The sequence below is a fragment of the Neisseria sp. P0022.S010 genome (assembly GCF_051956635.1).
Window position 1 is genome coordinate 1 of record NZ_JBQCXF010000599.1, and the last position, 1699, is coordinate 1699.

The 1699-nt window shown below is 50.7% G+C and carries 3 protein-coding genes and 1 pseudogene; all 4 read right to left on the reverse strand.

Going from position 1 to position 1699, the window contains the following annotated elements; translation table 11 throughout:
* Nucleotides 1–554: 7-carboxy-7-deazaguanine synthase QueE (locus ACTHUT_RS19785; RefSeq protein ID WP_440419525.1), on the reverse strand; the 554-nt coding region annotated here is incomplete at its 3' end.
* 106 nt (nt 555–660) lie between these two features.
* A complete protein-coding gene (locus ACTHUT_RS19790; protein WP_250599611.1) occupies nt 661–1032 on the reverse strand; it encodes a DUF1304 domain-containing protein in 372 nt (123 codons plus the stop codon).
* Between the two features lie 73 nt (nt 1033–1105).
* Nucleotides 1106–1528, reverse strand: coding sequence for a 6-carboxytetrahydropterin synthase QueD (queD, locus tag ACTHUT_RS19795; RefSeq protein WP_250599613.1), 423 nt, complete (start codon nt 1526–1528; stop codon nt 1106–1108).
* Between the two features lie 63 nt (nt 1529–1591).
* A pseudogene (locus tag ACTHUT_RS19800) lies at nt 1592–1699 on the reverse strand (oligoribonuclease); the annotation flags it as partial.

A 1699-nucleotide genomic window follows, 5' to 3' on the forward strand; every position in this document is an offset into this window, starting at 1 on the left:
ATTTGGCGGATGGTATCGTAGATATTCATCACACCGTCTTGTTCGCAAGGCGAGAGGTAGTAATGTTGGGCGCGGATTTTGCGTTCCATCTCTTGGCAAAACGCAATGACATCGCCGTCTGCAACAATACGCACTTCGTCGGCTTTCTCGATGCAATTAGATTCATATTTGGCGGCATAGCAGGCTTTAGGGCTGGTGGCAACGTAGTCGATTTGCGGCGGCGCGGGGTTGAGGCCGTTGGTTTCGATACACAGAAAATAGCCTTCGGCTTTGAGTGCATTGAGCAGGGTATCCAAATGCGGTTGGATGGTGGGTTCACCGCCGGTAATGATGATGTTGCGCGCCGTGTAGGTTTTCAGACGGTCGAAAATATTGGACAGGCTCATCATGCCGAATTTAAGGTAGTCGGTATCGCACCAGCTGCACGCGAGATTGCATTTGCCCAAACGGATGAAAACGGCGGGCATGCCTGTATTCCAGCCTTCGCCTTGCAGGCTTTCAAAGATTTCGACAATGCGGTATTGGGGATTGTTTGGTGTGATTTGAATGTTCATGAATGTCGGGTGTGCGGGATTTAATTGTTGTGGTGAAGCGTTTTGAGAAATCGGTTGAGGCAGCCATTCTTTCTGTTAGGTTGAGGGGAAAGAATGGCTGGTGTGTTTAAGCGGTAATGACGGCTGCGGCGGCCAAAAATGCCGGCAAGCCTTGTTTGAGCAAAATGCCTTTGTTGCCGGATAAAAACGCGCCCCATGCGGCGGCGATGAGGACGAAGCCGAGGAACAGAATCGTCGCGCCGTAAACGGCGTTGTCGGGTGCGGCAAAGCGCGCCCATACTAAGCCGATGGCGAGGAAGCCGTTGTACAGGCCTTGGTTGGAAAACAGGGTTTGCACGCGTTTTTGTTCCATAAATTCGTAAGGCATGTTGAACAGTTCCGACGCTTTTTCGCTTGGGATTTGCGTCATTTCGAGCCAGGCGATGTAGAAGTGTTCGACAGCGACGAAAAGGACGAGGAGGGTGGAGAGTAGTTTCATAAAGATTCCTTTTGATGTTTAGCGTATGAGGTATTGATGGGAACAGGCCGTCTGGAAAATAGAGGACAGCAGTTTATTCCCCTTCATATTCCGCACACGAAGTCGGCGTTTCCCATAATTTTACGCTACACACTTTGACACCGGCGTTTTTCAGACGGCCATACATTTCTACGCTCATGTTTTCGGCTGTGGTACGGCAGGGCAGGCGCAGGGTTTTCATGTTCCAGCCTTCCAAAAGCGTGGCGATTTGGCTTTCGCGTTCGTTGTTGCCGTGATAGATGAAGGCATGGTCGAACGGGTCGGTAATGTGTTGTTTGACAATGGCTTTCAGGTCGGTAAAGTCCATCACCATGCCGTCTTTTGCACCGCCTTGGATAACGGGCGCGGAGACGGTGATTTCGAGTTTGTAGGTGTGGCCGTGAAGGTTTTGGCACTTGCCGTCATGCCCGTCGAGCATATGCGAGGAATCGAAGGTAAAGATTTTGGTGTTTTTCATGAGATGAAGGAAGCCGATGAGGCCGTCTGAACAGTGTAAAACCTGTTTCAGACGGCCTTGGGATTATTGTTCGGAAGGGAGTTTGAGGAAATGCTCGCGATAATGGCGCATTTCTTCGATGCTTTCGAGGATGTCGTCCAATGCCTTGTGCGAACCGCGTTTGACCACGCT